Source organism: Hydrogenophaga sp. (genome assembly GCF_051860785.1).
GTDB lineage: Bacteria > Pseudomonadota > Gammaproteobacteria > Burkholderiales > Burkholderiaceae_C > Hydrogenophaga.
In genome coordinates this window covers 49,421-74,311 of the sequence record NZ_JBIMLB010000005.1, presented here as the reverse complement: position 1 = coordinate 74,311, position 24,891 = coordinate 49,421, and the positions used below count along the sequence as shown (strand labels likewise).

The following is a 24,891-nucleotide window of genomic DNA, read 5'->3' as shown; positions in this document are numbered from 1 at the left end:
ACGCGACCCGAGAGCACTCATATGAACAAACTGGGTTTCATCCTTACTTCACTCATCGTGGCGCTGGCCATTGCCAGTTCCATGCTGTTTGTGGTCGACCAGCGCCAGTTCGGTGTGGTTTTCCAGCTCGGCCAGATCAAGCAGGTGGTTACCGAGCCGGGCCTGAACTTCAAGCTGCCGCCACCGTTCCAGAACGTCTCCTACATCGACAAGCGCCTGCTGACGCTGGAGAGCACCGACACCGAGCCCACGCTCACCGCCGAGAAGCAGCGCGTGGTGATCGACTGGTACGTGCGCTGGCGCATCAGCGAGCCGCAGGAATACATCCGCAACGTTGGTATCACCGAGCGCGCCGGCGCTCTGCAACTCAACCGCGTGGTGCGCAACTCCTTCCAGCAGGAAGTGAACAAGCGCACGGTGAACGAACTGCTCTCCACCCGGCGCGAGCAGCTCATGGCCGACGTCAAGCGCGAGGTGCTGGCCGCCGTGCGTGGTGCGGACAAGCCCTGGGGCATGGACGTGGTGGACGTGCGCATCACCCGCGTGGACTACGCTGAGAGCATCACCGCATCGGTATACCAACGCATGGAGGCAGAGCGCAAGCGCGTGGCCAACGAATTGCGCTCAACCGGTTTTGCCGAAGGCGAGAAGATTCGTGCCGATGCGGATCGCCAGCGCGAAGTGATCGTTTCGGAAGCCTACCGGTCGGCCCAGCTCATCAAGGGTGAGGGCGATGCCAAGGCAGCCTCCGCGTTCAACGATGCATTCGGCCGCGATCCTGCTTTCGCGCAGTTCTATCGCAGCCTCGATGCCTACAAGGCCAGCTTCGCCAGCAAGGGCGACGTGCTGGTGGTGGACCCTTCGTCCGATTTCTTCAAGGCCTTGCGCAGCAGCAACCTCGCACCCGCTGGCCGCTAAGGGTGGGGCGGTACCTGGGTGCTGCTTTTGCGCGGCACCCTTGATTTCACGGGGCATTTCATGTCTGAACTGTTCTGGCCTGTGCTGGCTCTGGTGCTGATCGTCGAAGGCCTGCTCCCCCTGCTGGCTCCTGGTCTGTGGCGCCGGATGTTCACGGAAATGCTTCGCCTGCGCGATGGACAACTGAGGTTCTTCGGTCTCATGAGCATCGTCGGCGGTGCGTTGCTCTGGTGGTTGCTCGGCTGACTCCGCGCAAGACCCCGGTACCGGGGCCGGTAAAATCGCGTTTTTAACAGCCCCTGAAAATGCCCATGTCTGCCTGGGTCCTCCCGGATCACATCGCCGATGTCCTGCCTTCCGAGGCACGCCACATCGAAGAACTACGCAGGAGTTTGCTCGACACCGCACGGGGCTACGGCTACGAGTTGGTGATGCCGCCGTTGCTGGAGCACCTGGAATCGCTGCTCACCGGCACCGGTGAAGCCCTTGACCTGCAGACCTTCAAGCTGGTTGACCAGCTCTCGGGGCGCACGCTCGGGTTGCGCGCCGACAGCACGCCGCAGGTTGCTCGCATCGACGCCCACCTGCTCAACCGCCAGGGTGTGGCGCGCCTGTGCTATTGCGGCCCGGTGGTGCACACCCGCACCGATCGCCCTTTTGCCAGCCGTGAGCCGCTGCAGTTCGGTGCAGAGATTTATGGCCATGCCGGGCAGGAGGCAGATCTCGAGGCGATCGAACTGGCGCAGGCCTGCCTGCGCAGCGCGGGCGTGCAGAGCCTGCAGCTCGACATGGCCGATGTGCGCGTGATCGACGCCGTGCTGGCACCAGTGACACTCAGCGCAACGCAGGAGGCGAGCATCCACGCAGCACTCAACGCCAAGGATGTGGCCGAGCTTGAAACCCTGGCGCGCGGTCTGCCCGAGCGCGTGCGCCACGACCTCTGCGCATTGCCACGCCTGTTTGGTGGCGTGTCTGTGCTCGACGAGGCAGAGCGCATCCTTCAACCTTCCGAAGCGCTTCATGCCGCGTTGCAAGGCCTGCGCTGGCTGGCCTCGCACGCCGCCGGTCTCCAGGTCTCCATCGACCTGGCCGATCTGCGTGGCTACGCCTACTACACCGGCATGCGCTTCGCGCTGTTCGCTCATGAAGCCGGGGATGGGGCAGGGCAGTCGCTCGAACTTGCCCGAGGCGGGCGCTATGACGAAGTCGGTGCGGTGTTCGGTCGCAACCGTCCCGCCGTAGGTTTCAGTCTCGACTTGAAGGAATTGGTGGCTGCCGTGTCGCCGCGCCCCCTCAAGGCCGCCATCCGCGCGCCCTGGGGCATGGATGCCGGTCTGCGCCAGGCCATTGCGCGTCTGCGCAGCGAGGGCCACACGGTGGTGTGCGTGCTGCCCGGACATGAACACGAAGTCGACGAATTCCACTGCGACCGCGAACTGGTCGCCGATGCCCGCCTGGGCGGGCAGTGGACAGTGCAACACATTCAAACGGAAACCAGCAAATGACGAACAGCAACAGCGCCGTGACCCCAGGGCGCAACGTGGTGGTGGTGGGTACCCAGTGGGGTGACGAGGGCAAGGGCAAGCTGGTCGACTGGCTGACCGAATCTGCGACGGGCGTGGTGCGCTTCCAGGGCGGCCACAACGCCGGCCACACGCTGGTCATCAATGGCGTGAAGACCGCGCTGCACCTCATCCCCAGCGGCATCATGCGCGCGGGTGTGAAGTGCTACATCGGCAACGGCGTGGTGCTCTCGGTGGGCAAGCTGTTCGAAGAAATCACTGGGCTAGAGAAGGCCGGGGTCGAGGTGCGCTCGCGCCTGCGCGTCAGCGAGGGCTGCCCCCTCATCCTGCCGTTTCACGCCGCCATCGACATCGCGCGCGAAGCCGCCAAGGTCAAGGCTGGCACCGAGAAGATCGGCACCACCGGCCGTGGCATTGGCCCTGCCTATGAAGACAAGATCGCCCGCCGGGCGCTGCGCGTGCAGGACCTGAAATACCCCGAGCGTTTCGCCAGCAAGCTGCGCGAACTGCTCGACCTGCACAACCACCTGTTGACCACCTGGCTGCATTCGGCCGACCTGGCCTGGGACGAGAAGATTGCAGCGTACATGAAAGACGGTGCCATCCAGTTCGAACCGGTCTACGCAGAGGCCATGCAACAGGCCGAGCTGCTCAAGCCCATGATCGCCGATGTCTCGTGCGAACTCAACGCGGCCCACCGTGCGGGTGCGAATCTGCTGTTCGAAGGCGCGCAAGGAACGCTGCTCGACATCGACCATGGCACCTACCCTTTCGTCACCTCCAGCAACTGCGTGGCTGGCAATGCCGCTGCAGGTTCCGGAGTGGGTCCCGGCCTGCTGCACTATGTGCTGGGCATCACCAAGGCCTACTGCACACGCGTTGGTGGCGGCCCTTTCCCCACCGAGCTCGAATGGGAAAAGGAAGGCACGCCGGGCTGGCACATGGCGACCGTGGGCGCCGAAAAGGGGGTGACCACCGGCCGCAGCCGCCGTTGCGGCTGGTTCGATGCGGCGTTGCTCAAGCGCTCGGCGCAGGTCAATGGACTCACGGGTCTGTGCATCACCAAGCTGGACGTGCTCGATGGTCTGGAGGAACTGAAGCTCTGCACTGGCTACCGGCTCGATGGCGAAGTGATCGACATCCTGCCCATGGGCGCCGAAGACATCGCGCGCTGCGAACCCATCTATGAAACCCTGCCGGGCTGGAGCCAGACTTCCGTGGGCGTCACACGCCACGAAGATCTACCGGTGAATGCGCAACGCTACCTGCAGCGCATCGAGGAAACCACTGGCGTGCCGATCCATGTGGTGTCTACCAGCCCCGATCGCGACCACACCATCCTGCTCGTCAATCCCTACCATGGCTGAGCGTTTCGCTCGCTTCGTGGACCCTGCGTTCGTGCAAAATCCCTCCCACGCCCCACACTCGGAGTCCGCATGCTGACTGAAGACGGCAAACACCTCTACGTCTCTTACGACGAGTACCACAACCTGATCGAGAAGCTCGCGCTCAAGGTCTACCAGTCGGGCTGGGAGTTCGACACCATCCTGTGTCTGGCACGTGGCGGCATGCGACCCGGCGACATCCTTTCCCGCATCTTCGACAAGCCGCTGGCGATCATGTCGACCAGTTCCTATCGTGCTGCCGCCGGCACGCAGCAGGGCAATCTGGACATCGCGCGCTACATCACCACGCCCAAGGGCGAGATCGCAGGCAAGGTGCTGCTGGTGGATGACCTGGCCGACTCCGGCCACACGCTCAAGGCCGTGATCGAACTGCTCAAGAACAACTACAAACCCATCACGGAGATGCGCAGCGCCGTGATCTGGACCAAGCAGCTTTCCACCTTCACGCCCGAGTACTCGGTGGAGTTCCTGCCCACCAATCCCTGGATCCACCAGCCTTTCGAGGGCTACGACAGCATGCGGCCCGCGCAACTGCTGGAAAAGTGGAAGCTCTAGCCCAAATGGCCCCCACGCTCCGCCGCTGCGCGGGTCGCTGCCCCCCTTGGGGGCGCTTTTCGCCTTGGGGCGGCCCGGCTGCGAAACATTCATGAACGACGACGACCTGTCCACCCGCCTGATCCACCATCCCTACAAGCCCCCCGAGGGTTTCGAGGCCGTGGCGCCGGGGGTGCACAAGGCGTCCACTGTCCTGTTTCCGAACGTCGAGGCCCTGCGCACCTACGACTGGAAAGACAAGAGCGGCTACACCTACGGCCTGCACGGCACGCCCACCACCTTCACGCTGGAAGAGCGGCTGGCGACCATCGAGGGCGGAACGCATTGCATGCTCGCACCCAGCGGCCTGGCTGCGATGACGCTGGTGGACATGGCTCTGCTGCGCACCGGCGACGAACTTCTGATTCCCGACAACGCCTACGGCCCGGGCAAGGTGTTCGCCGGCGTCGAACTCGCTGCCTGGGGCATCACCCATCGCTATTACGACGCCATGGATCCCGACGACCTGGCGCGTCAGATCACGCCCGCCACGCGGCTGGTGTGGCTGGAAGCGGCGGGTTCGATCACGCTGGAATTCCCGGATCTGCCTGCGCTGGTCGAGCGGGTGCGAGAAGCCAATGCGGCGCGGGATCCGGCACGAGCCATCGTCACCGCGATCGACAATACCTGGAGTGCCGGTATCGCCTTCAATGCCTTCGAGCTCGGGGCGGATGTGTCGGTGCAGGCCCTTACCAAGTACCCCAGCGGTGGTGCCGATGTCCTCATGGGCTCGGTCATCACCCGCGATCTGGCCTTGCACCGCAAGATTCTGCTGACGCGCATGCGGCTGGGCCTGGGCGTGGGCGCCAACGATGTCGAGCTTGTCCTGCGCGGTCTGCCCAGCATCGCGCTGCGCTACCACGCCCAGGACGCCAGCACGCGCGAACTGGCCACCTGGATGCAGCAACAACCTGGCGTGGTGCAGGTGCTGCACCCGGCGCTGGCCAACTCGCCCGGCCACGATGCCTGGCAACGTGACGCCACCGCAGCGGCCTGCCTGTTCAGTGCCGTGTTCGATCCCGCCATCCCGCAGACGCGCATCGACGCCTTCTGCGACGCCCTGCGACTGTTCCGGCTGGGCTGGAGCTGGGCCGGACCGATCAGCCTCTGTGCGCCCTACGACATGGCTGCCTCGCGCAGCCGCAAGTGGCCCCATGCCGGGGGTCTGGTACGCTTTGCCGTCGGCCTGGAATCCGCGCAAGACCTGCGCGCGGACCTGGCGCAGGCATTGGAAGTCCTGCAGGCCTGACCCGTTCCCTCACCACCGACCTGAAAGATCGATTTGGCTACTCCCAATTACGGATACGAAAAACGCCAGCGCGAGCTTGCCAAGAAGAAAAAGAAAGAGGAGAAGCTCAAGGCCAAGGCCGCCGGCCGTCGGCACGATGACAGCGATGCTCCGCAGGAGGATGACGCTGGCTCGCCCGATGTGCCCGGGGAGGCGCCCGCCGCTGGCGAGGGCACCGGCAGCGCGGACTGATTTCCGCCCGGATCGTCGTCCTGTGCACACACCTCAGGTGTGTGCTGCTGTGGGCGTTTCGCTGTCGATGAGCGCCCTGGCGGCTTCGGTCAGCGCCTGCGGCGAACGGTCGCGCAGCTCGCAGGGCAGAGCTTGTGCAAACTGGTTGAAGTTGCGTGCGATCGACTGGCTGTACGTGGGGTCGTAGTGCTGTCGCAGCAATTCGAGCACCACGGTCGGCAAATGCCCGCTGCGCACCTGCGCCACCCAGCTTGACACCGTTGCCTTCCCGCGCAGTTCCGTCAATGCCAGCAGGCGTTCGCAAAAGGCATCGGGCTCTTTCACGAAGAAATCGTAGTCCTCCAGCAACAAGGCCACGCGCTCTTCATCGTTCAGCCGCAGGTCGATGCAAGGGCTCGCGCGCATCATGTTCATCAGCGATTCGGGCACGCGCAGATTGCCCACCTTCCGGCTTTCGCTCTCCACGTACACCACGCGCGCCGGGTCGAAAGCGCGCAACGCGTCCCAGATCAGCGAATCGAATCGCTTCTGGCCCGGTTGCGGCCGACCCGGAATGTGTCCCAGCACCGAGCTGCGATGGCTCGCCAATGCCTCCAGGTCGAGCACCTGGGCACCCTGCGCGGCCAGCGCGTGCAGCAGGCGCGTCTTGCCACTGCCGGTAGAGCCGCACACCACGCGGTAGGAGAGACTTCGCGCGACATCTGGCAGCGCATTCACCAGCGCCGCGCGCCACGCCTTGTAGCCCCCCTCGATGAGCGTGACATGAAAACCGATGGCGCCGAGGATGGTGGCCAGGGCGCCGCTGCGGTGGCCGCCGCGCCAGCAGTACAGCAGGGGTTTCCAGTCGCGCGGCTTGTCGAGCACTTCACGCTCGATGTGTGCGGCAATGTTGCGCGCCGACATGGCCGCACCGCGCTTCCTGGCTTCGAAGGGGCTGACCTGTTTGTACATTGTGCCGATGGCAATGCGCTCAGCGTTGTTCAGCGTGGGCCAGTTGACGGCGCCGGGCACGTGGTCGAGCGCATGTTCGTCCTCCGTCCGGGCGTCGATGACGGTGTCGAACTCGGCCAGGCGGTCCGGCACCAGCTCTGCGTTCAGGGTGTGGACTGGCATGATGCCGCGATTATCCGCGCGGCAGCAGCTTGCGAAGCTCGGGCCAGACGTTGGCGAGCATGAGGGACTGCGCGCTTTCGTTGGGGTGGATGCGGTCGGACTGGAACAGCGCGGTGGGGTCTTTTGTATCGGCCACGTTCTTGAGGAAGAAGGGCACCAGCGCCGTCCTCTCGGCCTTGGCCACGGTGGTGTAGAGGTCCCGGAACTCCTGCGCGTACCTGGCGCCGTAGTTGGGCGGCATTTCCATGCCCAGCAGCAAGACCTTGGCGCCCGCCTCGCTGGAGAGGCGCGCCATGGTGGCCAGGTTCTCGCGTGTCATGTTCAGCGGCAGCCCGCGCAGGGCGTCGTTACCGCCGAGTTCGATCACCACCACCGTCGGCCTGTGCTGCTTCAACAGGGCGGCGAGGCGCGATCGCCCACCCGAAGTGGTGTCGCCGCTGATGCTGGCGTTGACCACACGGGCCTGAACTTTTTCCTTCTTCAGGCGCTCATCCAGCAGGGCCACCCAACCCGTGCCGCGCTTGAGCCCGTACTCGGCGCTCAGGGAATCGCCCACCACGAGGATCAAGGGTGCCTGGGTCTGGGCCATCGCAGCGCCCGCCAGCCCGGCGAGGGCCAGCGCGGTAAAGTGACGACGTTTCAACTTGAGAATTCCTTCCATGTCCGATTCGATGATTGCGGTGCAGCACGTGTTCAAGACGGTGACCGACTCCACCGGTTCCCTGACGATTCTGCGTGATATCGATTTCACCCTGAACAAAGGGGAAACCGCCGCCATCGTGGGTGCCTCCGGCTCGGGCAAGAGTACCCTGCTGTCGATCATTGCCGGGTTGGATACGCCCAGCAGCGGAACGGTTCACATCGATGGTGTCGATCTGTTCGCCATGGACGAGGACCAGCGCGCCGCGCTGCGGTCGCAGAAGGTCGGTTTCGTGTTCCAGAGTTTCCAGCTGCTGGGCAACCTCACCGCCCTGGAAAACGTGATGCTGCCACTGGAACTGGCGGGACGGCGCGATGCGCGGGCCACGGCCACCCAGATGCTGCAGCGCGTCGGCCTGGGCGAGCGGCTCTCCAGCTACCCCAAGGTGCTCTCGGGTGGTGAACAGCAGCGCGTGGCCCTGGCACGGGCCTTCGTGGTGCAGCCGGCGGTGCTGCTCGCCGACGAGCCCACGGGCAGCCTGGACTTCGCCACCGGCGGAAAGATCATGGAACTGATGTTCGACCTCAACCGCGAGCAGGGCACCACGCTGGTGCTGGTCACGCACGACCGGGCCATCGCGCAGCGCTGCGAGCGCCGCGTGACCATCGAGGCGGGGCAGGTGATGGCCGAGGCCATTGCCTGAGGTTTCTTTCAGCCGGTGTTCCGCAGCCGGCGCCACAGCGCAGCCACGGCGCCGTCGACCGCGGACGCCGGCTCAGCCTGCGCAGAAAAGGTCTCCACCAGACGCGACAGCACCTCCGGCTGCGGCAGGATCGGGCCGAAGAAAAGGACCTGGTCGCCGCGCGCCAGCAGCAGGCAGGGCAGGGTCTCGATGTCCATGTCGTCCAGCAGTTCGGCCTCGTCCTCGATGTCGAGCCAGCGCCATCGCAGCTGCGGATGGGCTGGACGGGCGCGATCGAACACCGCGCGCCACTCGCGGCAGGTGCCGCACCACTCGGCGCACAGGGCGATGGCCCAGGTGTCAGCGTCCAAGGGTGCCCCTGAGTTGCCGCACATCCAGTGCGCTCACCGGTGCTGCCTGGTTGCCCCACTGGGTGCGCACGTAGGTCAGCACGTCGGCGATGTCCTGTTCGCTGAGTTCCAGCACGAAGGGTGGCATGCCGAAGGGGCGCGGGTGGCCGGCCGTTGACGGGCCGAAGCCGCCGTTGAGCACGGTCTGCAAGGCATTGGCGGGGGAGGTCATGAGCACCGCGCGGTTGCCCGCCAGGGGCGGGTAGACCGCCACGCCTTCACCTTGTTTTCCGTGGCACTGTGCGCAGTGCTGTTCGTAGCGTTCACCGCCGACGCGCAGCGCGCGTGCGTCGGGGGCCGGCGCTGGCGGCGGGCTCGCGACCTGAAGCCGAGGCAGTTGCTGCAGGTAGCTGGCCATGGCGCGCAAGTCCACTGGGGTCCAGTGCTGCGTGCTGTGCTGGACGACCTCGGCCATGGGTCCGCTCACGGTGGCATTCCCCGCACGCCCATCGCGGAACAACGCCACGATGTCGTCGATCGACCAGCCCTGCACGCCGGCCTCGGCCGGATCGAGCAGCGATGGCGCGTACCAGTTCTGCAAGGGGATCAGGCCGCCCGCGAGATCGAGCATGTCGGGGTTGCCGCTGAGCGCGTTGCGCGTCACGTGGCAGGCGCTGCAATGGCCCAGGCCGTTGACGAGGTAGGCGCCGCGCCGCACTTCATCCACCGCGTTGGCCTCGTTCGCGGAAGCGATCGGGTCGCCCTGCACGAAATAGAGCGCGCGCCAGACCTTCAGCGCGCCCTGGGTGTTGTAGGGCCAGCGCAGGTCGTCGGGCGGCACCGGCGCGTCGGACGGGGGCAGGCTGCGCAGGTAGGCGAAGAGCGCATCGCTGTCGGCGCGGGCGATCCGGGTGGTGTTGTTGAACGGAAAGACCGGATTGAGCCAGCGGCCATCGCGCGACTGGCCGTGGTGCAGGGCGCGCCAGAAGTCGTCGACATGCCAGTCGCCCAGTCCCGATGTGCTGGGGGTGAGGTTGCTGCCGAAGACGGTACCGAACGGCGTGCCGATGGCGCGGCCGCCGGCAAAGGGGGCTCCGCCGCGCACCGTGTGGCAACCCTGGCAGTTGCCTTGCACGGCGAGGTAGCGACCGCGTTCGATGGTGGTGGCATCCTGCGCCACGGAGGTGTTGGCTGGGGCGATCACGATGGGCTTGGCGGGCCAGGCCATCCAGGCCACCACCGCTGCCAACACCAGGCCGGCAATGACCGCCACGGTCGACATGCGTGGGCGATTTCTCATGGGCGCGCTCCGGGGGGCACCGCACTGCCGCAACGCATGGGCAATGGCGCTGCGTCGAACCGCACGGCGTGGGCCCGGGCCGGAACGGGTTGAGAGGCGAGCCAGGCGCTGACGGCAGCAATGTCCTCGGGCGCCAGGCGACGTGCGACTTCGGCCATGCAGTCTGGTGCGTGTGCCTTGCGCAGGCCGGTTCTCCACGCGCCAAGCTGGGCATTGAGGTAGTCGCGCGGCAAGCCGAGCAGACCCGGTGTGGCCGGCAAGACCCCCGTGAGCGCTGTGCCGTGGCACGACGCGCAGGCGGGCAACTGGCGCGACGCATCCCCGCGCAGCACCAGCTGCTCACCGCGCGCGCGCTCCGCCGGTGTGGCCTGCACCGGCGAGGGTGCGGGGTAGGGAACGTCCTGAGCGGCGAAGTGTTCGGCGATTTCCAGCAGGTAGGCATCGCTCAGCGGGTCGACCATCTGCGACATGAGGCGGTAGTTGCGCTGACCATCGCGGAAATTCAGCAACTGGTTGTACAGGTAGCCGGCGGGTTTGCCCGCCAGGCGAGGGTAGTAGCCGTCGGGCGCAGCGCGCCCCTGTGGGCCATGGCAGGCGGTGCAGGCCACCATGCGCTGCGCCATGGTGTCCTCGAACGGGGCAGGGGACGCCAGCGGTGTCCATGCACAGCCCATGGCGATGGCCAGTGCTTGCCAGACGGACGAAGGAATGCGGAATTTCATGATGCGTCGATCATGGCAAAGAGCCATCTGATGCGCAATGTTCAGATATATTGAAAAATTACCGGATCAGATGATATGAAAAACACGCAGATCAAGCGCTACCAGCAGCTCGCTGAAGAGCTGGCCGAAGGCATCCAGGCTGGTGTGTTGCGACCGGGCGAGCGCCTGCCCTCGGTGCGCCAGACCTGCGTGCAGCGCGGCATGAGCCCTTCCACGGTGTTCCAGGCCTATGGGCAGCTGGAATCCCGGGGGCTGGTCGAGGCGCGGGCGCGCTCGGGTTTCTATGTGCGGGCGGGCCGACGCGCGCCGCGCGCCGTGCCGCAAGCGGCCCAACCCCGAGACGAAGCCACGCCGGTGGCCGTGAGCGAACTGGTGTACGCCTTGCTGGACTCCACGCGAGACACCGACGTGATCCCGCTCGGGTCTGCGTTTCCGGCATCGCACCTCTTTCCCTTCGATGCGCTCGCGCGCAGCGGTGCGCGGGCCATGCGAAGGCTGCCTGCCACACGCATCACCGGCGCGCTGACCGCGGGCGACGAGGGCCTGCGGCAAGCGCTGCGACGGCGCTACGCCCTGCACGGCGTACCCATGGCGGAGAACGAGCCCATCATCACCAACGGCGCCATGGAGGCGCTGAACCTGTGCCTGCAGGCGGTGACGAAACCCGGCGATCTGGTGGTGGTGGAATCGCCCACCTTCTACGCCGCCCTGCATGCACTGGAGCGGCTGCACCTGAACGCGGTGGAGGTGGCAACCGATCCGCGCGACGGTGTCGATGTGGATGCGCTGGGTGAGCTGCTGTCGCGCCAGAAGGTGGCCGCTTGCTGGTTCATGCCCAGTTTCCAGAACCCGCTGGGTGCGCTCATGCCGCCGGCGCGCAAGCAGGCACTGGTGGAGCTGCTCGCTCATCACCGCGTGCCGCTGATCGAGGACGACGTCTACGGCGAGCTGCACGCCGGTGCCCGCCGCCCGCCGCCGGCCAAGGCGTTCGACCGCGATGGCTGGGTGCTGCATTGCTCGTCGTTCTCCAAGTGCCTGGCGCCGGGCTACCGGGTGGGCTGGGCGGCTGCAGGCCGTTTCGCACCGACGGTGGAGCGTCTGAAGATGATGAGCTCGCTGGCCACGGCACTGCCTCCCCAGCTTGCGGTGGCCGAGTACCTGGCGCAGGGCGGCTACGACCGCCACCTGCGCGGCCTGCGCGAGGCGCTGGCCGCGCAACAGCAGCGCGCATTGCGCTTGGTCGAGCGGCATTTTCCCACCGGCACGCGCGTCACGCGGCCGCTCGGGGGCTACTTCCTGTGGCTGGAATTGCCCCCGCCGGTGGATGCGCTTGCCTTGCACCACCGCGCAAGAGAACACGCCATCAGCACGGCACCGGGTGTGCTGTTCTCTGCCGACCGGCGATTCACACACCACTTGCGCCTGAACGTCGGACATCCGGGCGACGCGCGCTTCGACGGTGCTCTGCGCCGCCTGGGCGAACTGGCACAGGGCGTCTGAGCATCGATAATCCGGGGATGTCATCCCCCAAAGTGCTGTTCGGCTTTCACGCCGTGGGCGTGCGCCTGAAGACCGCGCCGCAATCCATCATCGAGATCTATTTCGAACCCACGCGACGCGACGCGCGCATGCGCCAGTTCCTGGACAAGGTTCGCGAGGCCAACGTGCGCCTGATCGAAGCCGATGGCCTGCGCATCGCCAAGCTCGCCGGCAGCCATGGCCACCAGGGCGTGGCCGCAAGGGTGGAACCGGTCGCGCAGGCGCGCTCGCTCGACGACCTGCTGGAACAGCTCGAGCCCACCGGCGCTGCGCCGCTGCTGCTGGTGCTCGACGGCATCACCGACCCTCACAACCTGGGGGCCTGCCTGCGTGTGGCCGATGGCGCAGGCGCGCACGCCGTGATTGCGCCCAAGGACCACGCGGCCGGCATCAATGCCACCGTGGCCAAGGTGGCCAGTGGTGCGGCCGAGACCATGCCTTACTTCATGGTGACGAACCTGGCGCGCACGCTGGGGGAACTCAAGGAACGCAACATCTGGGTCATCGGCACCAGCGACGACGCGCCGAAGACGCTGTACCAGGTCGACCTGAAAGGCCCGGTGGCGCTCGTGCTGGGTGCCGAAGGTGCGGGCATGCGCCAGCTCACCCGCAAGACCTGCGACGAACTCGTGAGCATTCCCATGGCCGGCGCGGTGGAAAGCCTGAACGTGTCGGTGGCCAGTGGCGTGTGCCTTTACGAAGCGCTGCGCCAGCGCAGCTGAAACGATGCGTGAGATGGTGCGCGCCTGGGTCCGTGATGCGCGCCACCTCGTGGTGCTGACCGGCGCGGGCATGAGCGCCGAGTCCGGCGTACCCACCTTCCGGGATGCGCAGACCGGCCTGTGGGCAAGGTTCAATCCGCAAGACCTGGCGACCGAGGCCGCGTTCCGCGCCCACCCGCAGCGCGTTTGGGAGTGGTACGCCCACCGGCGCGAGGCACTGGCCGGTGTGGTGCCCAACGCCGGGCATCGGGCACTGGCGGCCTTTGCACAGCAACACCCCGGGCGCCTGACGCTCGTCACCCAGAACGTGGACGGCCTGCACCAGCGCGCTGGCAACACCGATGCGCTGGCCCTGCACGGCAGCATCGCCGAAGACCAATGGCTTGACGCACCCCGCGCGTGTTGCCAAGGGGAGAACATCGAGCCTGGCCACCCACCGCATTGCAGCGTGTGCGGCAACCTGCGCCGCCCGGCGGTGGTGTGGTTTGGCGAAAACCTGCCGGTGGATGCGCTGGCGAGCGCCGAAGACGCGGTTCGCCATGCCGATCTCATGCTCGTCGTCGGTACCTCGGGCGAGGTCTATCCGGCCGCAGGCCTTGCGTTCACGGCGCACCAGTGCGGCGCGCGCGTGGTCGTCGTCAACCCCGAGCCGACACCGCTCGATGCGGTGGCCGAACATTGCCTGCGCGAGCCGGCAGCGGTCTGCCTGCCAGCGTTGCTGGCGTGAGCCCTGGGGCACGACGGACGGCATAGGGCGGTCCATGCCGGAGAATCCGGGCATGACCTACCTGTACCTCGCCATTGCCATCGTCGCCGAAACCATCGCCACCAGCGCGCTGAAACTGTCCGAGAACTTCAGTCGTCTCGTGCCCAGCCTTGTCACTGTGCTGGGCTATGCCATCGCTTTCTACTTTCTGTCGCTGGTGCTTCGCACCATGTCCACTGGGGTGGCGTACGCCATCTGGTCGGGCGTGGGCATCGTGCTCATCTCGCTCATCGGCTGGCTCTGGATGGGGCAGACGCTGAGCGTGCCGACGATGTTCGGCATGGGCTTGATCATCGCGGGCGTCGTGATCGTCAACCTGTCTTCCACCGCGCATTGAGTCCGGCCACAATGGCCGCTCGCCCACCACACGGAGACACCCATGCCCATTGCCACGCTCGACCTCTGGCACGAACTGGTTCAGACCCGCAACGCCAGAGGCCTGCAGGAGCTGCTTGCCGACGACGTGGTGTTCCATTCGCCGGTGGTCCACACGCCGCAGACCGGGAAGGCGGTGACCACGCAGTACCTGGCGGCGGCCTTCCAGGTGTTCTTCAATGCATCCTTTCGCTACGTGCGCGAGGTCGTGGGGCCGCGCGACGCGGTGCTGGAATTCCAAGTCGAGATCGATGGCATCACCGTCAACGGTGTCGACATGATCCGCTGGAACGATGACGGCCGCATCGTCGACTTCAAGGTGATGATCCGCCCGCTCAAGGCCATCAATCTGATCCACCAGAAGATGGCGGCCATGCTGCAGGCCAACCAGTAGATTCAGACCAGTCCCAGCGCCCCCAGCACGGCGCCCGCGCCGATCATCCACAGCAAATGCAGTTTCGTGCGCCACACCAGCACCGTGGCCACGGCGGTGAGCAGCCATAGCCGCCAGTCGCGCGCCGGGTGATCGTGTGAGCCGGTGAGCAGCCAGCCGGTGGCAATCAGCAGGGCGATCACGATGGGGGCCATGCCGGTCTTGAAAGCGCGCACGGCGCGCAGTTCGCGGTTCTGGTGTGCCCAGCGCGTGGCGGTGTAGGTGAGCACCGAGGACGGCAGCAGGATGGCCAGCATGGTCACCAGCACACCGAAGAAGGCCAGCGCCCATGCGAGCCAGCCGGCACTGGGGCCACCGCCAGCGTTGAGGCCGACGTTCCAGCCCAGCAGCGCGACGAAGAGCACGTTGGGGCCCGGCGCGGCCTGCGAGAGTGCAATCGACGAGGTGAACTGCGATTCGCTGAGCCAGCCGTTCTGGTAGACGAGGTAGCGGTGCATGTCGGGCGCCGTGGTGATGGCGCCGCCCACCCCCAGCAGCGACAGCGAGGCGAAGTGGGTGAACAGGTCGAGCCAGTTCTCTGGGGTGGGTGGCATCATGGCCGTGCGTCTTTCTGGCGGTCGGCGTCCACGTCGGACAGCACGCGGTAGGCCCACAGGCAGGCACAGCCCCCGATGCCGAGCAGCACCCACAGCAAAGGCCAGCGCAGCAGCGCAATTGCCACGAAGGTGAGGGCTGCCAGAGCGATGCACACGCCCAGGCCCATGGCATTCTTGTCGAGCGCGCTGATGAGCTTGATGCCGGTGGCGGCAATGAGGCCCGCAGCCACAGCGCCCATGCCGCGCAGCGCGTTCTGCGCAAGGGGGTTGTCGGCCACGTTGCCATAGAGCACGGCCAGCAGCAGCACCACGACCATGGGTGCGGCCAGCATGCCGGCGAGTGCGGCGAGCGCGCCCGGCAGTCCGAAGTAGCGCCCGCCGATCATCATGGAGAGGTTGACCACGTTCGGTCCCGGCATGATCTGCGCCACGGCCCAGTCCTCCACGAACTGCTCGCGCGTCATCCAGCGTTTTTTCTCCACCAGCTCGCGTTGCACCACCGCCAGCACGCCGCCGAAGCCCTGCAGCGCGAGCCAGGTGAACGAGACGAAAAGGTCGGTCTTGGAGGTGGGTTGGTGGAGTTCCTGGGCGGGGGCGGGCTGGGGCTCTGGCATGGTGACCTTGATTATCGGTTCGGCCCGACGGCCCTGCTGTCTCAGAGGTCGAGCGCCCAGGTCTCGCCCACCAGATCGTGCCCGTAGCCCCGGTACGGCTCGCTGTGCTCCAGCACGAAGCCTCGCCGGGCATAGATGGCGCGTGCGGCCGCCAGGTTGGCGTTGGTCCACAACACCATGCGGCGGTAGCCCTTGGCGCGGGCGAAGGCCAGGCATTCGTCCGTGAGGCGTGCGCCCAGGCCCAGGCCGCGCGCGGCGGGGGTGAGGATGAGCAGGCGCAGTTGCGCTTCGGTCTCGCTCTTGCGCACGACGAACACGGAGCCCACGCGCTCGCCATTGAGCTCGGCGATCCAGCCGCGTTCGTGCACCGGGTCGTGCTGGCGGATCATGCCGGCCACGATCTCGGCCACCAGCGCCTCGAATTCGCTGTTCCAGCCGTATTCGCGCGCATACAGCTCACCATGTTGCTGCACCACCCAGCCCATGTCGCCCGGGCGGGGATCGCGCAGCACGGCGGTGTGTGAAGTGGGCGTGCCCTGGGATTCCAGCAGGCTCTGTGCCCGCGCCAGTGCTGCCACCAGCGTTTCACGCTGGGTCTCGGGCAGCGGCGCAAGCAGGCGCGCGGCTTCTTCGCGTGAGCTTTGCTGCAGGGGTTCGAACACGGCGCGACCCTCCGGTGTGAGGCTCAAGGCCAGTTGCCGGGCATCGACCGTGGAGCGTGAGCGCGCAACCCAGCCCGCCGAGCCGAAGCGCCGCAGGATGCGGCTGAGGTAGCCCGCGTCGAGCAGCAGGCGGCGCTTGAGATCGCTGGCGGTGCAGGGCGCGTGGTGCGCCAGCTCGTAGAGCACCCGGACCTCGGTGAGCGAGAAGTCGCTGCCGAGGTAGGGGTCGAGCAAGCCGGTGCGCTGGGTGTAGAAGCGGTTGAAGGCGCGCAGCGCGCGAACCTGCAGCGGGTCAACCGAGAGAGTGTCGGGCGTGGTCATGCCCGAATTCTGGCCTATTAAGTTGACTTTGGCAACTTAATAGGAGCCATCGGCAATTAAATCATCAGACGCCAGATCAGTCGAGCCGGATGTTTGCCTTGCGGATGACCTCGCCCCAGAGCTGATGGTCGTCGTTGATCATGCGCTGGAACACCTCGGGCTCTCCACCAATCTTCTCGGCGCCCAGGGTCTCAAGGCGCTGTTTGAACTCTGGTGTTTCCATCACCTGGTTGATGGCCTGGTTCAGCTTGGCGACCACGGCGTCGGGCGTGCCTGTGGGGGCCACGATGCCGAACGTGGAGTAGAGCTCGAATCCCTTGAGACCCTGTTCGTCAAGCGTTGGCACGTCGGGAAACTGGGGCGAGCGCTTGAGCGAGGTGACGCCGAGCGAGCGCAGACGGCCGGCCTTCATCAGCGGTTGCACCGAAAAGCCAATGTCGAAATGCACCGGGACTTCGTTGGCGAGCACGGCGGTGTTGGCCGGTGCAGAACCCCGATACGGAATGTGCACGAGTCCGACGCCGGTGACCTGCTTGAACCGTTCGGCGCCCAGGTGCGGCATGGTGCCCGATCCGCCGGAGCCGTAGTTCATGCGCCCCTCCTGCTGTTTCGCCATGGTGATCAGGTCCTGGATGCCCTGTCCTTGAAAGCTCGGCGACACGACGACGTGGTGGGGGCTGCGGAACACACCGGCCACGGCCCGGAAGTCGCGCAGCGGGTCGAACGTCATGCGCGGGAACAGCCACTTGCCGGTCGAGATCACATTGCTGGCCATCAACAGGGTGTGGCCATCGGAGGGCTGCGCCAGCACGGTCTCGCTGCCGACGATGGCGCCCGCGCCGGGCTTGTTTTCGACCACCACGGGTTGTCCAAGCACCTTGCCCAGACCCTCGGCGATGGAGCGCGCGGTGGTGTCGGAGGGGCCGCCGGGCGGAAACGGAACGACCAGCTTGATGGGTTTGTTTGGAAAGCTCGCCGCCTGCGCGTGCACTGCCTGCGGCATCAGGGCTGGCAGCGACAGCGCGAGCAACGTGGCGGAGATGGCTTGGAGTCGTTGACGCTTGGACATGGTTGCCTTTCTGTGGTCCAGGGACCGAATGGGAAATGGAAGGGCCGGGGGCAGCGTTGCTGCCGGCTTCGGGTTGCTTACGCGGTCGTCAACGGTTCGTTGCGGCGTTCAAGCGCTACGGCTTCATCGGAAGAAACCAGCGCATCCTGGCTGCGCAGCAGCTCCCGCACCCGCTCGGCTGCGGGCTGCGCCGGGCTGGCCTCACCGCGCGATGCCAGCGCTGCGTACACGCCGGCCGCATGGCCCAGGCACATGGCCGTGCCCATGTGCCGCGCGCCACCATTGGCTTCGCGGGTGGCGGAGATGGCCCGGCCGGTGACCACAATGCCTTCGACGGACTGCGGCAGCAGGCAGGACAGGGGAATCTCGAAAGGCGCCGGTGGCATCCACAGATCCACACCGGTGCCGCCGGGCTCGTGCAGGTCCATCGGGCCGGCGCCAAGTGCCACCGCGTCCTTGAAGCGGGTGCCGCTGACGATTTCCTGTTCGGTCAGCGTGTGCCGGCCCACGATGCGGCGGGTCTCGCGCACGCCCACGTGTTCGGCGATGCCACCCAGGATGGATGCCTCGAAGCCGGGCACGCGCTCCCGGAGGAACTGCACGATGGATTTGATCTGCTGGCGCCCGATCTGTTCGGCCCGGGTCAGGTCGTGGACGTCGAGCGCATCGATGTCCGGGATGCGGCTCATCAGGCACACGGCGTCGCGCTCGCCAGGCGTGCTGCAGAAGGAAAGACTTTCCCAGGCCAGCTTTCCCTCCTGCAGGCCCGAGAGTGCGAGGGCGCGTTTCTCTTCACGCGGCAGTGCCCTGAAGGTGCCGACATCCACGTTGGACATGCGGAACACCAGCGTGCAGGGTTGTCGCTGGCGGCGCAGTTCGGGTTCCTCACCCACGCAGGGAATTCCGGCCGCAGCGGCCAGGGCGGCGTCCCCGGTGGCATCCACCAGCATTCCCGCGCGCAGGGCCTGGCGGCCCGAAACGCTTTCCATGACCAGACCGCCCACGCGCGCGCCGTTGACGATCGGCCGGGCGATGCGCGAGTGCAGGAGCACGTCGACTCCCGCCTCGCGAGCCATCTCGTCGGCGGCGATCTTCACGATTTCCGGGTTGAACGGGAAGTTGGTGATCGTCACCGGGCTGGCGCTGGCCTCGGCCATCGTGTACCGCCGGAAACCATCGCTGCCGCCCATGGCCTGCACGCGCATGGCGAGCTCGTAGGCAATGCCGCCAACGCAGCGGATGTCTCCATTGAAGAAGCCCACCCACTGCGCGACCATGCCCGACGTGGCTGTACCACCCAGGCAGCCCGAGCGCTCCACCAGCGCGGTGCGAGCGCCCGTGCGTGCTGCCGCAATGGCGGCCGTCAGGCCGGAGGCGCCCCCGCCTGCCACGACGACGTCGTACTCGGCCAGAACCGGGGTCGTGATGTTCTCGATGATGGAGGGGATGGCGGTCATGTCTCCTGTCCTTTCTGAAGTCGGCGAGAGGGGTTCAACGGGTCAAAAGAGCGGCTCGGTCCAGCGCAACTGCTTGGGCGGGATGCCCTGCTGGATCGAGCGCGCCGCGGCCACCCCAGCGATCTCGCCGGTCTGTGTGCACCATGGGAAGTTGCGCATCACCATGAAGATCGTCTCGAAGGTGAACGAGAGCGACGCGCCGGTCAGCAGCAGGTTGTCGACCTGCCTGGGCAGGAAGCAGCGGTAGGGAATCTCGAAGGTGTGGCGCTGGTAGGCGTCCCAGAAGAACGTCTTTGTCATCGGCCGGGTGACGGCATCCTCGAAGTGGCGGCCGGTTCGCGCGTCGTCGATGGAGAAGACGTACTCGCCAACGGGATGGCGTCCGTCGCGCACGCCGACGTAGCGGCCCACGTGCGCAATGAAGGCCTTCTCGAAGCCGGGCACGTACTTGATCAGGAAGCGCGCCTCCGAATCGATGAGGCCGCGCAATGCCTTCTTGGCGCGGGTGGCGTGTTCGGCGTCGTCGTCCATGTGCAGTGCCCACTCGTAGGGAACGTTCTGCCAGAGGATGAAGGTGCCCGGTCCCTGGATCGGGCTCATGTCCACCGTCGGGTGTCCGATGTAGTGGTCGCCGTACACGCCCGACTCCGCCAGGCGTGGCCGGTAGAGCAGATCCGGGATGTCGCCGGCCTCGCGCGCCTTCTGGATCAGCTTGCGCAGGGTGGGGTCGTTCTCCCTCTTCTGGTAGGCCGCCGTCCGCGCGAAGTCGATGCCGCCCATGATCCACAGCAGTCCACCCGGGACAGGGCGGCTTTGGGGATCCTTCTCGACGGTCTCCGGCTGGCGGCCGCCGCCGCGCACGAACGGCGCGCCGGACCGGGCCACGACTTCCGAGGTTCCGGATCCGTCGACGAACACGCGCCCCGCGATCGCCTGGCGGCCTTCGACCGTTTCGAAGATGGCGTGGGTGATCCGGCGTTCATCGCCCTCCTGGACCATTTCCACGTCCGTGAAGGCCGCGCCGTAGATCGCCGTGACACCCGCCTCTTCGAGCATGGCGATCATGACGTTGCCGGCGCCATCGGGATTGAACGAACTGCGCTGGAACGCGCTGCCCGGCTGCAGGTAGTGGTCGTAGTGCGAAAGCGGGTTGCCCGCCCAATCGGGCAGGTCCTGCTCGGTGACGGTGTAGATGCAGCCGGCTTCGGCGAAACGCTCCATCAGTTCGGTGTGTATGCCACCGATGCCGGTGTTGGCAGCACCCTGCAGACCTGAGGTGTGCACGCCTCCCGGCATGTCGAAGCGCTCCAGCACGACGACGCTGCAGCCTTCCCGGCGCGCCCGCAGGGCTGCAGCAAAGCCCCCTGGCCCGGCGCCGATCACCACCACGTCGGCCTGCGCCGTCACGGGAATGTGTTGCCGCACGGTGCCCAGTGGATTGGGTTTGCTCATCGATTCCTTCATGCATGTGTCCGTTCGTTCACTTGTCTACCGTGATCCGGTTCTGTTCGATCACCGGTTTCCAGCGGGCCAGCTCGTCTTTCATGAAGGCCCTGAATTCCTCGGGCGTGCCTGCGGCAGGCTCCATGAATTGCTGGCGCAACTGCTCGACCACCTGGGGCTGTCGCAGCACCTCGCCGATGGACGCGCTCATGCGCTGCGCGAGCGCGGGGGAGATGCCTGCCGGTGCCACGAAGCCCATCCAGGCGCTGCCCACGATCTCGGGGTAGAACTCGCTCAGGGATGGCACGTCGGGCAAGAGCTGGGCGCGCTGGGCGGTGGACACCGCGACGGGGACGACGTTGCCGGCCCGCACCTGCGTGATCGTGGCCTGCGCCGGCAGGCAGCCCATCTGAACTTCCCCCGTCATCACCGCGGTGGTCGCCTGCACGGCGCCCGGGTACATGACCGGGACGATCTCCGTGCCGCTCTTGTTGCCCAGCATGACCATCACGAGATGGCCGAGCGAGCCGGCGCCCACGTAGGAGTAGTTGTATTTGCCTGGATTCCTGGTCAGCAGGTTGACCAGCTGGGGCAGGGTGCTGACGCCCAGCGACTTCGAGACGATCATCAGGCAGGGCTGGTGCACACCCAGTGTGAGAGGCACGAGGTCCTTGGCCGGGTCGTAGGCCATGCTCTTGTAGAGCAGCGTGTTGTTGACCAGCGGGCCGGCAATGCTGACGCCGAACAAGCTGCCATCCGCTGGACCACGCGCCACGATCGAGGTGCCAATCATGCCGCCCGCGCCGGGGCGCGACTCGACGACGAAGCTCTGGGTGGACTTCTTCTGCAGTCCGTCGGCGACCACGCGGGCCACGGCGTCGGTGGTCGTCCCTGCGCTGAAGGGGTTGATCACCGTGGTGGTCTTGTTCGGCCAGTCCTGCGCGGCGGCGGTGCCACCCAGCAACAGTGCGGCGCCCATCAAGAAATTCAGGCTCGATCGTCTGGCCATGTCGGTCTCCTTTATGAATGGAAAAAATCGGGTGATGGCTGCTCAGGTGCCCACTTGCGAGCGCCTGAGCAGCACGCCGGCTTCGACGAGCCGTTGCTGCAGTTCGGCAGCGGGGATCTCGCTGGGCATGCGTTGGCTGCCAGCGGCCAGGGCTGCGAGGGTGCCCACCGCCTGGCCCATGGCCATGGACGTAGCCATGTGGCGGGCGCCTGCCATTGCCTCACGGGTCGCGCCCAGGGTGCGCCCGCAGACCAGCAGCGCCTCGGCCGTCTCCGGGATCAGGCAGCGCAGCGGAATCTCGAACGGCGAGGGTGGCGCGTACAAGCGGATGCCAGTGCCGCCGGGCTGGTGCTGATCCATCGGGCCCGCGCCCAGCGCGATGCTGTCGTCGAAGGCCTTTTCGCCCATGATGTCTTCCTCGGTCAGCGTATAGCGGCCCGCAATGCGGCGCGTCTCGCGCACGCCCACGCGTTCGGCAATGCCCGCGAGCAGCGCCTGTTCGAACCCGGGGATCTCCCGGTTCAGAAAGGACACGATGCTTTCGATCTGGCGCCGGCCTTCCTGCTCGGCCCGCGAAGCGTCTGCCGCGTCGAGGGCATCAATGCCATTGATGCGACTCATGAGGCAGATCGCGTCGGTGCCGCCGGGTGTGCTGACGAACGAAAGGCTTTCCCAGAACAACTCGCCGCGCGCCAGGCCACCCAGCACGAGGCGGCGCCGCTCTTGGGCAGGGACGGCCCTGAAACGGACGACGTCGACATTGGACAGGCGGAAGGAGAGGGTGCAGGGCTGGCGTTCACCGGCGTCCTGCTCATGGGCGCCATGGCAGTGCACGTCGGCGCTCTTGCAGACCAGCGCATCGCCCGACGCATCGATGACGACCCGGGACAGGAAGGCCTGGCGCCCCTGGATGGTTTCGGCGACGACGCCATCGACACGGTTTCCGTTCATCAGCGCGCGCGCGAAAGTCGTGTGCAGCAGCGCTTGCGCGCCTGCGTGGGCCACGGCCGTGTCCAGTACCGTCTTGACCTTCTCCGGGTTGAAGGGCAGAACCCTGAGCGGAAAGGGCGTACCGGCCGCTTCACCCATGACGTAGGTGTGGAAGCCATCGGACCCGCCCGCCTCCTGCACCTTCTGCGCCAGTTCGAACGGGATGCCACCGACCACGCGGGTGTCGCCGTGGAAGAACGCGACCCATTGAGCGACGAGGTTGGTGGTGGCGGCGCCGCCGAGGCAACCGCTGCGCTCCAGGATCAGGGTGCGTGCACCGCAGCGCGCGGCGGCGATGGCCGCCACGGTGCCCGAGGCGCCGCCGCCGACGACGATCACGTCGAACGCGCCCGCCACTGGCGTCGTGAGTGATTCTTGAATCGTGGCTGGATGTGCCATCTGCTTTGTCTCCTGGAGCACCTGTCAACAGGTTGCTGATAAAGACGCGCAGTGTGGCCGCGGCGAGCCACTTCCAGCCAGACGATGTTTGCGTATGTGAACGCTATTTGGAGGCGGCGGCGCTCACCGCGTCCGCAATCTCTGCGGCTGTCGACCGAAGCGCCGCCAGCAGCGCGGACTTGCGCTCGTCGTCGAGCCGACTCTCTGGCAGCGCGACGCCAAGTGCTGCGATGGCTCGGCCGTGCACGTCAAGCACGGGCACGGCCACGCCAACGATGCCAGCGGTGAATTCGCCCCACGACCAGGCAATGCCCTCATTGCGCACGACCTGCAACTGACGTCGCAGCACGTTGACCGAGCGGATCGTCTTCTCCGTCCTCGGGCGCAGCGGCACCTTTCTCAAATAGGCCTCCCGCTCCGCGGGCGAGAGCCATGCCAGCAGGATCTTTCCGCCCGAGGTTGCGTACAACGGTGACAGGACACCGACGTGGGTGGCGTAGAGGACGGCGCGGCTGGTCTCCGCCGCGGCAATGCGCTCGGCCATGTCGTCTCGCATCACGCTCAACAAGGCCGACTCGCCGGTGACCTGAACCAGGCGGTCCAGCCACTGCTGGCTGAGCTTGACAAGGTCCCGGTTGTGCGCGCCGCGCCTGGCCAGCGCGTAGGCGCGCTCGCCCAGTCGGTAGTCTTGCGTGGGCTCCGCATGCTCGACGTAGCCGCGTGCGACCAGATTGCGCAGCAGGGGTGTGAGACTGCCTTTGGGAATGGCAGAGCGGCGCGAGAGCTCTGCATGGCTCATGGCCCGGCCGGTGCCGGACAGCAGTTCAAGCAGATCCAGCACGCGATCGGCCGACTTGACGCTGGATGGCCGCGGCGCTGCAACCTTGCCCGGCGACGGCCCGGGGGCGGCGGTTCGCTTCTTCCGCTCGCGTTCAGGCATGGCGGGAACGGCGGGCGTCAGACCGACATGCCGCCAGACACCTCGATCACCGCGCCATTGACGTAGCTGGCCTCGTCGCTGGCCAGGAAGGCATACACGTTGGCGATTTCCTCCGGGCGGCCCAGGCGGCGAAGGGGCACGCGGTGCTCCATCTCGGTGATCACCTTGTCGGGAATGGTGGAGAGGATGGGCGTGGTGATGAAGCCGGGTGCCACGGCATTCACGCGCACGCCCTTGGGTCCAAGTTCACGGCTCCAGGTCTTGGTGAAGCCGATCACGCCGAACTTGCTCGCAGCGTAGTTCGTCTGGCCGAAATTGCCATAAATGCCGACGACCGAGGAGGCATTGAGGATCACGCCGCTGCCCTGCGCGGTCATGCCGTCGGCCACCGCCTGCGCGCAATGGAACACACCGCGCAGGTTCACATCGATCACGCGGTCGAACTGCTCCAGCGTCATCTTCTGCAGGCGTGCGTCCTGCGTGATGCCGGCGTTGTTCACCAGCACGTCGATACGGCCCAGGCGCTGCTGCACCTGCGCCACCACGTCGTCCACCATCGCACGCTGCGTCACGTCCATCACGAAACCCAGTGCGTGCACGCCAAGGGCTTCACACTGCCTGACGGCTTCGTCCACGCCGGCCTGCTTCACGTCGCAGACCACCACGGTCGATCCCTCCTGGGCAAACTTCAGCGCGGTGGCCAGTCCGATACCTTGTGCCCCGCCGGTGATGAGGCTGACTTTTCCTTCGAGTCGTTTCATATCCAGATCGTTTGTTGGTGACTGCGGCGACCCCACCCAGGAGCACCGCGGAACCGGCTTTGCCGGGCCGCTGGTGCTGCCCCCCTTCCAGGGGGGAGGCGCCGAA

Annotated in this window: 28 protein-coding genes; 13 read left to right on the top strand and 15 right to left on the bottom strand. The window is 66.5% G+C overall.

The window, feature by feature from the left end; translation table 11 throughout:
* Positions 1-21 precede the first annotated feature (21 nt).
* The 7 genes from hflC (at position 22) to ACTIF6_RS08820 (ending at position 5,921) form a co-directional block, all read left to right on the top strand.
* Positions 22-918 (top strand): protease modulator HflC, encoded by an 897-nt coding sequence (gene hflC, locus ACTIF6_RS08850; RefSeq protein WP_439587603.1) that lies wholly within the window; start codon positions 22-24, stop codon positions 916-918.
* A 60-nt stretch (positions 919-978) separates the two neighbouring features.
* The gene (locus tag ACTIF6_RS08845) at positions 979-1,164 is read left to right on the top strand and encodes a DUF2065 domain-containing protein (protein ID WP_439587602.1); all 186 of its coding nucleotides are present in this window, start codon (positions 979-981) and stop codon (positions 1,162-1,164) included.
* A 65-nt stretch (positions 1,165-1,229) separates the two neighbouring features.
* On the top strand, positions 1,230-2,423 hold the full coding sequence (locus ACTIF6_RS08840; protein ID WP_439587601.1) for an ATP phosphoribosyltransferase regulatory subunit: 1,194 nt from the start codon (positions 1,230-1,232) through the stop codon (positions 2,421-2,423).
* Entirely contained in the window at positions 2,420-3,808 is a 1,389-nt protein-coding gene (locus ACTIF6_RS08835; protein WP_439587600.1) for an adenylosuccinate synthase, read from the top strand. The genes ACTIF6_RS08840 and ACTIF6_RS08835 overlap by 4 nt, the downstream gene beginning before the upstream one ends.
* Before the next feature lie 69 nt (positions 3,809-3,877).
* Positions 3,878-4,402, top strand: coding sequence for a phosphoribosyltransferase (locus tag ACTIF6_RS08830; protein ID WP_439587599.1), 525 nt, complete (start codon positions 3,878-3,880; stop codon positions 4,400-4,402).
* A gap of 91 nt (positions 4,403-4,493) precedes the next feature.
* Positions 4,494-5,690 (top strand): PLP-dependent transferase, encoded by a 1,197-nt coding sequence (locus ACTIF6_RS08825; protein ID WP_439587598.1) that lies wholly within the window; start codon positions 4,494-4,496, stop codon positions 5,688-5,690.
* A 33-nt stretch (positions 5,691-5,723) separates the two neighbouring features.
* Positions 5,724-5,921 (top strand): hypothetical protein, encoded by a 198-nt coding sequence (locus ACTIF6_RS08820; RefSeq protein WP_439587597.1) that lies wholly within the window; start codon positions 5,724-5,726, stop codon positions 5,919-5,921.
* A 33-nt stretch (positions 5,922-5,954) separates the two neighbouring features.
* Here the strand turns inward: ACTIF6_RS08820 and mnmH are convergent, their stop codons facing one another.
* A complete protein-coding gene (mnmH, locus tag ACTIF6_RS08815) occupies positions 5,955-7,034 on the bottom strand; it encodes a tRNA 2-selenouridine(34) synthase MnmH (protein ID WP_439587596.1) in 1,080 nt (359 codons plus the stop codon).
* A gap of 10 nt (positions 7,035-7,044) precedes the next feature.
* Positions 7,045-7,695 (bottom strand): arylesterase, encoded by a 651-nt coding sequence (locus ACTIF6_RS08810; RefSeq protein ID WP_439587595.1) that lies wholly within the window; start codon positions 7,693-7,695, stop codon positions 7,045-7,047.
* On the opposite strand from ACTIF6_RS08810, the gene ACTIF6_RS08805 reads away from it, so the two are divergent.
* Positions 7,694-8,377: an ABC transporter ATP-binding protein gene (locus tag ACTIF6_RS08805; protein WP_439587594.1), complete on the top strand. Its 684-nt coding sequence runs from the start codon at positions 7,694-7,696 to the stop codon at positions 8,375-8,377. The genes ACTIF6_RS08810 and ACTIF6_RS08805 overlap by 2 nt on opposite strands.
* Positions 8,378-8,385: 8 nt before the next feature.
* Here ACTIF6_RS08805 and ACTIF6_RS08800 read toward each other — a convergent pair whose 3' ends face one another.
* The 3 genes from ACTIF6_RS08800 to ACTIF6_RS08790 are packed head-to-tail and all read right to left on the bottom strand — an operon-like array spanning position 8,386 to position 10,728.
* On the bottom strand, positions 8,386-8,727 hold the full coding sequence (locus ACTIF6_RS08800; RefSeq protein WP_439587593.1) for a thioredoxin family protein: 342 nt from the start codon (positions 8,725-8,727) through the stop codon (positions 8,386-8,388).
* The gene (locus tag ACTIF6_RS08795; protein WP_439587592.1) at positions 8,717-10,006 is read right to left on the bottom strand and encodes a c-type cytochrome; all 1,290 of its coding nucleotides are present in this window, start codon (positions 10,004-10,006) and stop codon (positions 8,717-8,719) included. Before ACTIF6_RS08795 ends, ACTIF6_RS08800 begins: the two co-directional genes overlap by 11 nt.
* Positions 10,003-10,728, bottom strand: a complete 726-nt coding sequence (locus ACTIF6_RS08790) for a c-type cytochrome (RefSeq protein WP_439587591.1) — start codon at positions 10,726-10,728, stop codon at positions 10,003-10,005. Before ACTIF6_RS08790 ends, ACTIF6_RS08795 begins: the two co-directional genes overlap by 4 nt.
* 75 nt (positions 10,729-10,803) lie before the next feature.
* On the opposite strand from ACTIF6_RS08790, the gene ACTIF6_RS08785 reads away from it, so the two are divergent.
* From ACTIF6_RS08785 to ACTIF6_RS08765, 5 genes are read left to right on the top strand one after another with little or no spacing between them, the layout of a single operon-like run.
* Positions 10,804-12,228 carry a PLP-dependent aminotransferase family protein gene (locus ACTIF6_RS08785; protein WP_439587590.1) on the top strand — a complete coding sequence of 475 codons (1,425 nt, stop codon included), beginning with the start codon at positions 10,804-10,806 and terminating at the stop codon, positions 12,226-12,228.
* 17 nt (positions 12,229-12,245) lie between these two features.
* Positions 12,246-12,989 (top strand): 23S rRNA (guanosine(2251)-2'-O)-methyltransferase RlmB, encoded by a 744-nt coding sequence (rlmB, locus tag ACTIF6_RS08780; RefSeq protein WP_439587589.1) that lies wholly within the window; start codon positions 12,246-12,248, stop codon positions 12,987-12,989.
* A 4-nt stretch (positions 12,990-12,993) separates the two neighbouring features.
* Entirely contained in the window at positions 12,994-13,716 is a 723-nt protein-coding gene (locus ACTIF6_RS08775) for an SIR2 family NAD-dependent protein deacylase (protein WP_439587588.1), read from the top strand.
* 52 nt (positions 13,717-13,768) lie between these two features.
* The gene (locus tag ACTIF6_RS08770) at positions 13,769-14,092 is read left to right on the top strand and encodes a DMT family transporter (RefSeq protein ID WP_439587587.1); all 324 of its coding nucleotides are present in this window, start codon (positions 13,769-13,771) and stop codon (positions 14,090-14,092) included.
* 42 nt (positions 14,093-14,134) lie between these two features.
* The gene (locus tag ACTIF6_RS08765) at positions 14,135-14,524 is read left to right on the top strand and encodes a nuclear transport factor 2 family protein (protein WP_439587586.1); all 390 of its coding nucleotides are present in this window, start codon (positions 14,135-14,137) and stop codon (positions 14,522-14,524) included.
* Positions 14,525-14,526: 2 nt separating this feature from the next.
* Here the strand turns inward: ACTIF6_RS08765 and ACTIF6_RS08760 are convergent, their stop codons facing one another.
* The 10 genes from ACTIF6_RS08760 to fabG all read right to left on the bottom strand — a co-directional run bounded on the left by ACTIF6_RS08760 (position 14,527) and on the right by fabG (position 24,785).
* Positions 14,527-15,120: a chromate transporter gene (locus ACTIF6_RS08760; RefSeq protein WP_439587585.1), complete on the bottom strand. Its 594-nt coding sequence runs from the start codon at positions 15,118-15,120 to the stop codon at positions 14,527-14,529.
* Positions 15,117-15,734, bottom strand: a complete 618-nt coding sequence (locus tag ACTIF6_RS08755) for a chromate transporter (protein ID WP_439587584.1) — start codon at positions 15,732-15,734, stop codon at positions 15,117-15,119. The genes ACTIF6_RS08760 and ACTIF6_RS08755 overlap by 4 nt, the downstream gene beginning before the upstream one ends.
* 41 nt (positions 15,735-15,775) lie before the next feature.
* Positions 15,776-16,717 (bottom strand): bifunctional helix-turn-helix transcriptional regulator/GNAT family N-acetyltransferase, encoded by a 942-nt coding sequence (locus tag ACTIF6_RS08750; RefSeq protein ID WP_439587583.1) that lies wholly within the window; start codon positions 16,715-16,717, stop codon positions 15,776-15,778.
* A gap of 76 nt (positions 16,718-16,793) precedes the next feature.
* On the bottom strand, positions 16,794-17,786 hold the full coding sequence (locus ACTIF6_RS08745; protein WP_439587582.1) for a Bug family tripartite tricarboxylate transporter substrate binding protein: 993 nt from the start codon (positions 17,784-17,786) through the stop codon (positions 16,794-16,796).
* Between the two features lie 77 nt (positions 17,787-17,863).
* Positions 17,864-19,243 (bottom strand): FAD-dependent oxidoreductase, encoded by a 1,380-nt coding sequence (locus ACTIF6_RS08740; protein ID WP_439587581.1) that lies wholly within the window; start codon positions 19,241-19,243, stop codon positions 17,864-17,866.
* 42 nt (positions 19,244-19,285) lie between these two features.
* A complete protein-coding gene (locus tag ACTIF6_RS08735) occupies positions 19,286-20,707 on the bottom strand; it encodes an FAD-dependent oxidoreductase (protein ID WP_439587580.1) in 1,422 nt (473 codons plus the stop codon).
* A 16-nt stretch (positions 20,708-20,723) separates the two neighbouring features.
* Complete coding sequence (locus tag ACTIF6_RS08730) at positions 20,724-21,695, bottom strand: Bug family tripartite tricarboxylate transporter substrate binding protein (protein ID WP_439587579.1); 972 nt, start codon at positions 21,693-21,695, stop codon at positions 20,724-20,726.
* A gap of 42 nt (positions 21,696-21,737) precedes the next feature.
* A complete protein-coding gene (locus ACTIF6_RS08725; protein WP_439587578.1) occupies positions 21,738-23,084 on the bottom strand; it encodes an FAD-dependent oxidoreductase in 1,347 nt (448 codons plus the stop codon).
* A gap of 103 nt (positions 23,085-23,187) precedes the next feature.
* Complete coding sequence (locus ACTIF6_RS08720; protein ID WP_439587577.1) at positions 23,188-24,024, bottom strand: IclR family transcriptional regulator; 837 nt, start codon at positions 24,022-24,024, stop codon at positions 23,188-23,190.
* Between the two features lie 17 nt (positions 24,025-24,041).
* Positions 24,042-24,785, bottom strand: coding sequence for a 3-oxoacyl-ACP reductase FabG (gene fabG / locus ACTIF6_RS08715; RefSeq protein ID WP_439587576.1), 744 nt, complete (start codon positions 24,783-24,785; stop codon positions 24,042-24,044).
* Positions 24,786-24,891: the final 106 nt, after the last annotated feature.

Bases quoted from the DNA above. Each gene is read 5' to 3' on its own strand.
- hflC (WP_439587603.1), top strand. From the start codon at position 22: ATGAACAAACTGGGTTTCATCCTTACTTCACTCATCGTGGCGCTGGCC.
- ACTIF6_RS08845 (WP_439587602.1), top strand. From the start codon at position 979: ATGTCTGAACTGTTCTGGCCTGTGCTGGCTCTGGTGCTGATCGTCGAA.
- ACTIF6_RS08840 (WP_439587601.1), top strand. From the start codon at position 1,230: ATGTCTGCCTGGGTCCTCCCGGATCACATCGCCGATGTCCTGCCTTCC.
- ACTIF6_RS08835 (WP_439587600.1), top strand. From the start codon at position 2,420: ATGACGAACAGCAACAGCGCCGTGACCCCAGGGCGCAACGTGGTGGTG.
- ACTIF6_RS08830 (WP_439587599.1), top strand. From the start codon at position 3,878: ATGCTGACTGAAGACGGCAAACACCTCTACGTCTCTTACGACGAGTAC.
- ACTIF6_RS08825 (WP_439587598.1), top strand. From the start codon at position 4,494: ATGAACGACGACGACCTGTCCACCCGCCTGATCCACCATCCCTACAAG.
- mnmH (WP_439587596.1), bottom strand. From the start codon at position 7,034: ATGCCAGTCCACACCCTGAACGCAGAGCTGGTGCCGGACCGCCTGGCC.
- ACTIF6_RS08805 (WP_439587594.1), top strand. From the start codon at position 7,694: ATGTCCGATTCGATGATTGCGGTGCAGCACGTGTTCAAGACGGTGACC.
- ACTIF6_RS08810 (WP_439587595.1), bottom strand. From the start codon at position 7,695: ATGGAAGGAATTCTCAAGTTGAAACGTCGTCACTTTACCGCGCTGGCC.
- ACTIF6_RS08795 (WP_439587592.1), bottom strand. From the start codon at position 10,006: ATGAGAAATCGCCCACGCATGTCGACCGTGGCGGTCATTGCCGGCCTG.
- ACTIF6_RS08790 (WP_439587591.1), bottom strand. From the start codon at position 10,728: ATGAAATTCCGCATTCCTTCGTCCGTCTGGCAAGCACTGGCCATCGCC.
- ACTIF6_RS08785 (WP_439587590.1), top strand. From the start codon at position 10,804: ATGAAAAACACGCAGATCAAGCGCTACCAGCAGCTCGCTGAAGAGCTG.
- rlmB (WP_439587589.1), top strand. From the start codon at position 12,246: ATGTCATCCCCCAAAGTGCTGTTCGGCTTTCACGCCGTGGGCGTGCGC.
- ACTIF6_RS08775 (WP_439587588.1), top strand. From the start codon at position 12,994: ATGCGTGAGATGGTGCGCGCCTGGGTCCGTGATGCGCGCCACCTCGTG.
- ACTIF6_RS08770 (WP_439587587.1), top strand. From the start codon at position 13,769: ATGACCTACCTGTACCTCGCCATTGCCATCGTCGCCGAAACCATCGCC.
- ACTIF6_RS08765 (WP_439587586.1), top strand. From the start codon at position 14,135: ATGCCCATTGCCACGCTCGACCTCTGGCACGAACTGGTTCAGACCCGC.
- ACTIF6_RS08760 (WP_439587585.1), bottom strand. From the start codon at position 15,120: ATGATGCCACCCACCCCAGAGAACTGGCTCGACCTGTTCACCCACTTC.
- ACTIF6_RS08755 (WP_439587584.1), bottom strand. From the start codon at position 15,734: ATGCCAGAGCCCCAGCCCGCCCCCGCCCAGGAACTCCACCAACCCACC.
- ACTIF6_RS08750 (WP_439587583.1), bottom strand. From the start codon at position 16,717: ATGACCACGCCCGACACTCTCTCGGTTGACCCGCTGCAGGTTCGCGCG.
- ACTIF6_RS08745 (WP_439587582.1), bottom strand. From the start codon at position 17,786: ATGTCCAAGCGTCAACGACTCCAAGCCATCTCCGCCACGTTGCTCGCG.
- ACTIF6_RS08740 (WP_439587581.1), bottom strand. From the start codon at position 19,243: ATGACCGCCATCCCCTCCATCATCGAGAACATCACGACCCCGGTTCTG.
- ACTIF6_RS08735 (WP_439587580.1), bottom strand. From the start codon at position 20,707: ATGAAGGAATCGATGAGCAAACCCAATCCACTGGGCACCGTGCGGCAA.
- ACTIF6_RS08730 (WP_439587579.1), bottom strand. From the start codon at position 21,695: ATGGCCAGACGATCGAGCCTGAATTTCTTGATGGGCGCCGCACTGTTG.
- ACTIF6_RS08725 (WP_439587578.1), bottom strand. From the start codon at position 23,084: ATGGCACATCCAGCCACGATTCAAGAATCACTCACGACGCCAGTGGCG.
- ACTIF6_RS08720 (WP_439587577.1), bottom strand. From the start codon at position 24,024: ATGCCTGAACGCGAGCGGAAGAAGCGAACCGCCGCCCCCGGGCCGTCG.
- fabG (WP_439587576.1), bottom strand. From the start codon at position 24,785: ATGAAACGACTCGAAGGAAAAGTCAGCCTCATCACCGGCGGGGCACAA.